General features: G+C 57.2%; 8 protein-coding genes and 1 pseudogene. 2 read left to right on the top strand and 7 right to left on the bottom strand.

Annotated elements, in window-relative coordinates; translation table 11 throughout:
* The 7 genes and pseudogenes from ACRXB1_RS26275 to ACRXB1_RS26245 all read right to left on the bottom strand — a co-directional run.
* A pseudogene (locus tag ACRXB1_RS26275) lies at positions 1–393 on the bottom strand (MFS transporter); the annotation flags it as partial.
* On the bottom strand, positions 374–1,135 hold the full coding sequence (gene arsH, locus ACRXB1_RS26270; protein WP_449493698.1) for an arsenical resistance protein ArsH: 762 nt from the start codon (positions 1,133–1,135) through the stop codon (positions 374–376). The pseudogene ACRXB1_RS26275 and the gene arsH, both read right to left, overlap by 20 nt.
* Positions 1,136–1,886: 751 nt before the next feature.
* On the bottom strand, positions 1,887–2,714 hold the full coding sequence (gene arsC / locus ACRXB1_RS26265) for an arsenate reductase (glutaredoxin) (RefSeq protein ID WP_449493697.1): 828 nt from the start codon (positions 2,712–2,714) through the stop codon (positions 1,887–1,889).
* 9 nt (positions 2,715–2,723) lie between these two features.
* Positions 2,724–3,785: an ACR3 family arsenite efflux transporter gene (arsB, locus tag ACRXB1_RS26260; protein ID WP_449493696.1), complete on the bottom strand. Its 1,062-nt coding sequence runs from the start codon at positions 3,783–3,785 to the stop codon at positions 2,724–2,726.
* Positions 3,772–4,293, bottom strand: coding sequence for an arsenate reductase ArsC (locus ACRXB1_RS26255; protein WP_449493695.1), 522 nt, complete (start codon positions 4,291–4,293; stop codon positions 3,772–3,774). The genes arsB and ACRXB1_RS26255 overlap by 14 nt, the downstream gene beginning before the upstream one ends.
* Entirely contained in the window at positions 4,290–4,757 is a 468-nt protein-coding gene (locus tag ACRXB1_RS26250; protein WP_449493694.1) for an ArsI/CadI family heavy metal resistance metalloenzyme, read from the bottom strand. The genes ACRXB1_RS26255 and ACRXB1_RS26250 overlap by 4 nt, the downstream gene beginning before the upstream one ends.
* The gene (locus tag ACRXB1_RS26245; RefSeq protein WP_086383746.1) at positions 4,754–5,086 is read right to left on the bottom strand and encodes an ArsR/SmtB family transcription factor; all 333 of its coding nucleotides are present in this window, start codon (positions 5,084–5,086) and stop codon (positions 4,754–4,756) included. The genes ACRXB1_RS26250 and ACRXB1_RS26245 overlap by 4 nt, the downstream gene beginning before the upstream one ends.
* Positions 5,087–5,659: 573 nt before the next feature.
* On the opposite strand from ACRXB1_RS26245, the gene ACRXB1_RS26240 reads away from it, so the two are divergent.
* Together ACRXB1_RS26240 and ACRXB1_RS26235 are read left to right on the top strand one after the other, a co-directional pair.
* Positions 5,660–6,754: a DUF7146 domain-containing protein gene (locus ACRXB1_RS26240; RefSeq protein WP_449493693.1), complete on the top strand. Its 1,095-nt coding sequence runs from the start codon at positions 5,660–5,662 to the stop codon at positions 6,752–6,754.
* 103 nt (positions 6,755–6,857) lie between these two features.
* Complete coding sequence (locus tag ACRXB1_RS26235) at positions 6,858–7,082, top strand: hypothetical protein (protein ID WP_062174929.1); 225 nt, start codon at positions 6,858–6,860, stop codon at positions 7,080–7,082.
* Positions 7,083–7,234 lie beyond the last annotated feature (152 nt).

Genomic DNA, 7,234 nt, shown 5'->3' with positions numbered 1-7,234 from the left:
GATGACTGCAAAGACCGGATCGTAAAGCGTCGCGGCCATCGCGATGCCAAGTCCAACCCAAACAATGTAGAGGACAGTGAGGCTGTGGGCCTGCGACCACAGAAGGAGCATCGCGGCACTGAGAAGCGAGCCTGCGACCATCACGCGACGGCCATGTCCGTGATCGATCCATTTACCTACTGGATACGCCGCAAGCCCTGACACCAGAAGGCCCGTGGATGGCGCGGCATTCGTGGACATGCGGCCCCATCCCATCGTCTGCTCCATGGGCACGACGAAAAGGGAAAAAGCGTAGTAGACCGATCCCCAGGAGACCAGTTGGGCGATTGCGAGCGCTAAGGTCGCGGCAGTGGCGCGAGGGCGACCTGCTTGATCACTGAGCTTCGTGGTCATCGATGTCTGCGTTGGCGTCCGCCTCGTGATCCATTGCAGCGGCCGAGAGCGCACTTGCTTGCTCGGGATGCGCCTCTTTGCGCTCACTGTACCGATCCGTGAGGTAGTCGGAGCGATCGCGAATCAAGAGCGTGAACTTGACAAGTTCTTCCATCACATCGACGACACGGTCATAGTAGGCGGACGGCTTCATACGGCCTGCCTCATCAAATTCCTGCCACGCCTTTGCGACGGAAGACTGGTTGGGAATGGTGACCATGCGCATCCATCGACCAAGTAGGCGAAGGGCATTGACCGCGTTGAACGACTGGGAGCCTCCGCAAACTTGCATCACCGCGAGCGTTCTACCCTGGGTTGGCCGGACGCCGGCAGCCTCGAGCGGAAGCCAATCAATCTGATTCTTGAACACGGCGGTGAGCGTGCCGTGACGCTCGGGGCTGCACCATACTTGTCCTTCTGACCACTCCGAGAGTGCGCGCAGTTCAGCCACCTTCGGATGATCGGCAGCGACGCTGTCGGTCACCGGCAGTCCGTGCGGATCGAAGACGCGTGTTTCGGCCCCGAAATGGCGCAGGATGCGCTCAGCTTCCAAAGTCAGATAGCGACTGTATGACGTAGGACGCAACGAACCGAACAGCAGCAGGATGCGCGGCGGGTGGCGCGAAGCCGTTTGCGGCTCTAGTTTCGCGAGATCAGGTATGTTCAGATGCGCGAGGCTAACTTGTGGAAGATCTTTGAGCATGAGATTGGAAATTTATACTGCAGGCAGGGCATGTCTCGAATCGGCAATCCGAAAGGCTCCGCAGCAGAAATGACGAGCGGACATCAGCCCCGTAACTATCGTCGATACGGTCACGGGTTGAATCTCGCGATCTCGCTCTGTAATAAAGGACTGGTCGCTCGATAAGAATCCGATGCCATTGGTGTCGCAATAGCGCGCGAAATCCGTCTTCGTGTATCGGTCACGTAGCTTATGAAGCACAACAGTAAGTCCGTCGTGTTGACGGCCATCTAACAGAAGCACGTAAACTTTGAATCCTTCGTCAGACATACGATTGCGCGTGCGCAAAAGCGCGGTTCGCCAGTCACAGCCGCGAGTATGAAACAAAGCCGGCATGTCCAGCAGCAAGACTGCAGCAGCTGTCCTGCTACCGCGTACGAATTGCACGACAGCTTCATATTGCATACGGTCGCCGGGTAGAACCATTGCTTGTGCGAGGTGTCCGGACCTGCGACAGAGTGATCGCGACACCGCTCTCGCCAGCCTTGATTCAGGTGTATCGGTAGAACTTGAAATGCTTAAAGAGTCCCGACCTGAGTGCATGCAGTCCGTAGCGTCAAGATCTTGATCTGCAGAAAATCGCAAGGCAATCGATGCCATTACCGGATTGCACCGCTGACTATCCGAACTCCAGCGTAACGAAGATGAGGCGATGCCATCGTTGTGCATGATTGGGCTCCCGGTTAACCATCCAATAGAGTGCTCGCGCGATCTACAGAGCAATGCTCTTAAATAAAAGCGGTGCATCGGCAGGGCACAAGCCGGATGCCTGGCGAGTCTCAAGAATCGTCGTCGGCGCTGTTTCGCGTGTGTTCGGCTTGAATCCGACCTTCTCAAAAAAGGCTGTTGCGTCCGTGGTAAACAACCAGGCTTTGCGGGCGCCCCGATCGAACGCGGCGCGCAACAGTGCAGCCACAAGGTGGCGACCGAAGCCTTTGCCGCGACACTGAGGCATGACGACGATCGAGCGGATGAGCGCGTCGTTGCCATACTGCTCGAATCCACCGTAGCCGATGTGCGATCCAGCTAGCGTGCTGAATGCGAAAAAACACCGCCCAAGTTCTTTGAGATCATCAATCGGCAGACAGACTGCCTGCAATGCCTGCGTGAACGCAGCATCGTCACCGGAGATCGCGCGGACAACAACGAACGGCACGCCTTCTTCCTTGAGGAATTCGCTCTTCGGCCAGGTCTCCAGCAGTCCTAGCACGGCATCAGAAGGACGGCACAGCCGCGTGCCGCGAGGCGTTACAACAATCGGCCGGTTCATTAGGATCGGATGGGCGACCATCGCGTCGATCAATTGAACATCACTCAACGCCGGATCGTCGAGGCCGAGTTCCCTGTACGGGGTGCCCTTGATACGCAGTACGTCCCGGACCGCCATGCCAGAGTCGTCTATCAGACGCTCAAGGGTCGCCCGGCTGGGCGGCGTCTTTAGGTACTCGATAACCTGCGGATTCTCTCCCGCTTCGCGCAACAAGGCGAGGACGTTACGAGACGTGCCGCAGTCAGGATTGTGATAGATGGTGACGCTCATTGACGATCCTTAGTGCGCTTCATACCAGCGTTGCGAGCGGTTCACTACACCGACGACGAGCAGCATGACCGGTACCTCGATCAGCACGCCCACCACCGTGGCCAGCGCCGCACCGGAATGAAAGCCAAACAAGCTGATTGCTGTGGCCACCGCGAGTTCGAAAAAATTGCTCGCGCCGATGAGACTCGACGGACCCGCCACGCAATGCGCGACACCAAGGCGCCGGTTCAGCAAATAGGCGAGGCCGGAATTAAAAAACACTTGAATGAGAATCGGCACTGCGAGCATCGCAATAACGAGCGGTTCCTTAACGATCGCTTGCCCTTGGAAGGCGAAGAGCAGTACCAACGTCGCAAGCAACGCGCAGATCGAATAGGGGCCGAGGTGTGCGACGACATTGCGAAAATGCGCTTCGCCCTTCGCCATCAACATCCGGCGCAACAGTTGAGCAAGGATGACCGGGACAATGATGTAGAGACCGACCGAAATGATCAATGTATCCCACGGCACGGTGATGGCGGACAAACCGAGCAACAGGGCGACGAGCGGTGCGAAGGCCACAATCATAATGGTGTCGTTCAGCGCCACTTGCGATAACGTGAAATAGGGATCACCTTTGCAGAGCTGCGACCAGACGAATACCATCGCCGTGCAGGGGGCTGCAGCCAGCAGTATCAATCCTGCGATGTAGCTGTCGAGCTGATCGGCGGGGAGCCACGGCGCGAACACGTGGCGGATGAAGATCCAGCCAAGCAACGCCATCGAGAACGGCTTGACGAACCAGTTCACAAATAGCGTGACGCCAATGCCGCGCCATTGGCTCTTGACCTGCGTCATTGCAGCAAAATCAATCTTGACCAGCATCGGAATGATCATCACCCAGATGAGTACACCCACCGGAAGGTTGACCTGTGCCACTTCCATGCGGCTGATCGCCTGAAACAGTTGAGGAAGCACTTGACCGAGCAGGATGCCACCCACGATGCACAGTGCGACCCATACCGTCAGATAGCGCTCAAAAAACCCGATGGCTGGCCGTGCGCTACCAACCGCCGTGTCAGTACTGCTCATTTGAATCCTCTGCAGGTCTTGCGCCGATCGAGCGCATCTCGCGCTGAATCGCATTGCCGTCAAGCACGTGGAGCGGCAGGTTCACGAACTGGCTCACGCGGCTCATGATCTGTCGATATACCTTGGTGAATATTTTGCGTTTCTCCTCATCGCTGCCCTCGAACGCGGCAGGATCCTCGAAGCCCCAATGCGCCGTCATCGGTTTGCCCGGCCAGATCGGGCAGACTTCGCCTGCTGCTTGGTCGCAGACTGTGACCACAAAATCCATGTGTGGTGCATCGGGCTTCGCGAACTCATCCCAGCTCTTGCTACGCAATTCCGACGTGTCGTAGCCGAGGGCCTGGCATCGTTCAATGGCGAACGGATTGACTGCCCCGGAGGGATGGCTACCGGCGCTGTACGCGCGGAACCGGCCTTTACCTAACACATTGAACAGCGCTTCGGCCATGACGCTGCGCGCGCTATTGCCCGTGCAGAGAATCAGAATTGAGTAAGGTTTATTGCTCACGTTCGGCTCCGGATCGTCACAACAGATTCAGCAGGCGAGCAACATGCGCCCGTTGGCAGCGCTTGTGCTGGCGTTCGATCGTGGGACTCGCCGTAGACTGGCGCAGCTTCAAGGGTTCTGAACGTCTCCCACGCGACGCCCTGCGGATCGACTGTCCACGCCTTATCCGACTTGGCGTAACAACACGTCGTTTGCGTCTGCTCCTGTACTGGCAGCTTTGCCGCAGTAAAGCGCGCGTTCATCTCTTCCAGTTCCGCGTCGGTTTCAACCTGGATTCCGATGTGGTCTACGCCTGGTTTCGCGCCGCGCCGCGAAATCGCAAAGTTCACTGCCGGATCAGTCAGCTCCCATTTGCAGTAGTCGCCCTTGAGAACCGTAGGCTCGACGTTGCCAAACATGGCGCTGTAGAACCGAATGCTGTCGTTGAGGTCTTCGACCGCGACATGGATGTGCATGCGCTTCATGGTGTGTCTCCGCAGCAGTTGGAGAGGTCGCTCGCGGCACAGGTCGCGCCGGCGCAGCAGTTCTCCGTCAGGAAACCGATGAGGCCTGTCATGGCGTCAAAATTCGCGGTGTAGATGATGAAGCGGCTTTCTTGCCGTGGCTTCACCAACTCGGCATGTGACAGATCCTTGAGATGAAAGGAGAGGCTGGAAGGGGAGAGTCCAAGCTGCTTCGCGATCTCCCCCGCAGCCATGCCGTCAGGGCCGGCAACGACTAGCATTCGGAAGATCGCAAGGCGCGATTCATGAGCGAGGGCGCTAAGCGCGCGTACAACGAGGTTCGAGTCCATGCAAGGAAGATAGCTCATTCGATTCGACAATTCAACAATTATCGAAACGATGTATCGATCGTTTGAAAGACAGTACGAAATCGGCACCATTGGAGGCTTCTACGGAATCACGGGCAGCTAGACTTCAATCACACACCTGCGTTACGGCGCATCGACGAAAGCCAAAGACGGCCCAAGTTGACACTTCTTAACAGCGCGTCGTGCAAACGAGCTGTTGCACTGAGCTCACCGGCGAATGTTTGCGGAAAAACGAGATAGAACCCTTCGCGCCGCTTTATGCGCGAGCTGCTTGGTCTTTGATCTGATCCCGAAAAGCCTCACTGCTGCTCCTGTAAAGCCTCACCTATCGTTGTTCTGGTCCATCCCTCGCGGGATGGGCTGGATCACGACCTATCTCAGTCGTCGCAACTCGACTAGCTAGCGCGCACGCCGCACATCCTTTTCCCTAATCTGCTTTGCTGAAAAAAGCCGTTCGCCGAGCTCGACGGCTCGCGCTCGGACGGCTTTTTTGAGCACGGTTTTTACCGCCTGTTCAGGCATCGACCCTCAACCACACCAATCCTGGAGTGACCAATGAATGTAAAGGACATCAAGCTGTCCCCGGAACAGTGGCTTGCGTTGCTCCAGCGGTATGGAGTTCCGGCAAGCTCACTGAACGGGAAGGGCGGACCCTGTCCCATCTGTGGCGGTACCGACCGCTTCACCTATGACAACAAGCGTGGCCGCGGTGATTGGGTATGCCGCAAGTGCAACGGCGGCGATCGGATGGCTGGTGATGGTTACCAGTTGATTTGTCGATCCGCCGGACTGTCGTTTCGAGAACTGATGGTTGAGCTCGAGGGTGGCACATTGGCGGAATCCCAGCGGCAGGCCAAGCGCGTGCCGACGTCACCAGCGCCGAGCCAAAAGCGAAAGGTTGACCCTGCCTGGGCCCAGAAGCATCTCGATTCGATGTGGGAGCGTGCAGTCCGCATCGGTTTCGACAGTGCGGCCGCACGTTATCTACATTCGCGTGTTCCCGGATTGACCGTTGCGCCGTCACCGGCGCTTCGAATGGGGATGCTCGAGTACCGGCACGAGAAAAAGGTGCTTGGCCAATGGCCGGGGATCCTGGCTCGCTTCACCTTGCCGGATGGTCAGCTTGGAACGTTGCATCGAACGTTTCTTGACCGATCCAAGGCTGCGAAGGCCACCATCGTGACTAACGATGGCGAGATTCTGGCACCGAAGTTAAATGACGTGACACTGCGCCGACTCAACGGCGGCGCAGTCCGGCTGATGGATCCTGTTGACGGAGAGATCGGTGTAGCCGAAGGGATGGAAACTGCTTACGCGGCGCACATGCAATTCGGCGTGCCCGTGTGGTTCTGTCTCAATCGGATTCTTCTGGCGGACTTTGTCGTGCCCGACGGACTGGGCATTCGCATAGTTCACGTCTTCGCCGATTTTGATGCCGTTGACCCACGGACCAGGAAGTCTCCAGGCGTCGACGCTGCATTGAAGCTGGCCAAGCGACTGAGGGCTGAAGGATTCACTGCGATCGTTCATCGACCGAAGAAGCGCGAAACCGATTTTGCGGACGAGTGGGCAGCATCGCGACCGACTGTTTCACCGTTGATCGCGGTGCGTCCCGATGTGCAGACCCAGCATCACGGGTTAAGCATTTAGTTTTTCTCGGCGTTAGCGGCTGCATCATTTTATTTACCACCCGGTGGGGATTCGTCCCTACCGGGCCGACATCCGCCCGGGTATTTCCAACTGGGAGAAAGTCATGAGTTTTTGCGTGAAGGTCGGTCGGTTTGAGATAGTTGCAACATCAGGCCGGGAAAACGGTTCATTGCCCGTCAGTAAGTCTGAAGCGGAAGAGTTCGATGTGTTCGAGCGCAAGCGGGCAGGTAGCGTGCAGCGCGCCCAACAGGGGCTCAATTTTGAAACGGCTGTGACGTACTGCGTCCAGCGAGTGGCGGGTGCAAAGGGAGAAATTCTTCTGCACTAGCGATAACGAAAAACCCGGCCAGTGTTTATTCCCCCCAGCAAGGAATACATAGTTCTGTAACGCTGAGCGGAATTCACTTCGAACACCCCTCTTGAAGGGGTGTTTTTTTGCCTTTCAGATGTTGAAGCTATACCGTGCGATGGCATCGTATG

It is taken from the genome of Caballeronia sp. M23-90 (assembly GCF_053574605.1).
This window is presented reverse-complemented; position numbering and strand designations above follow the sequence as displayed.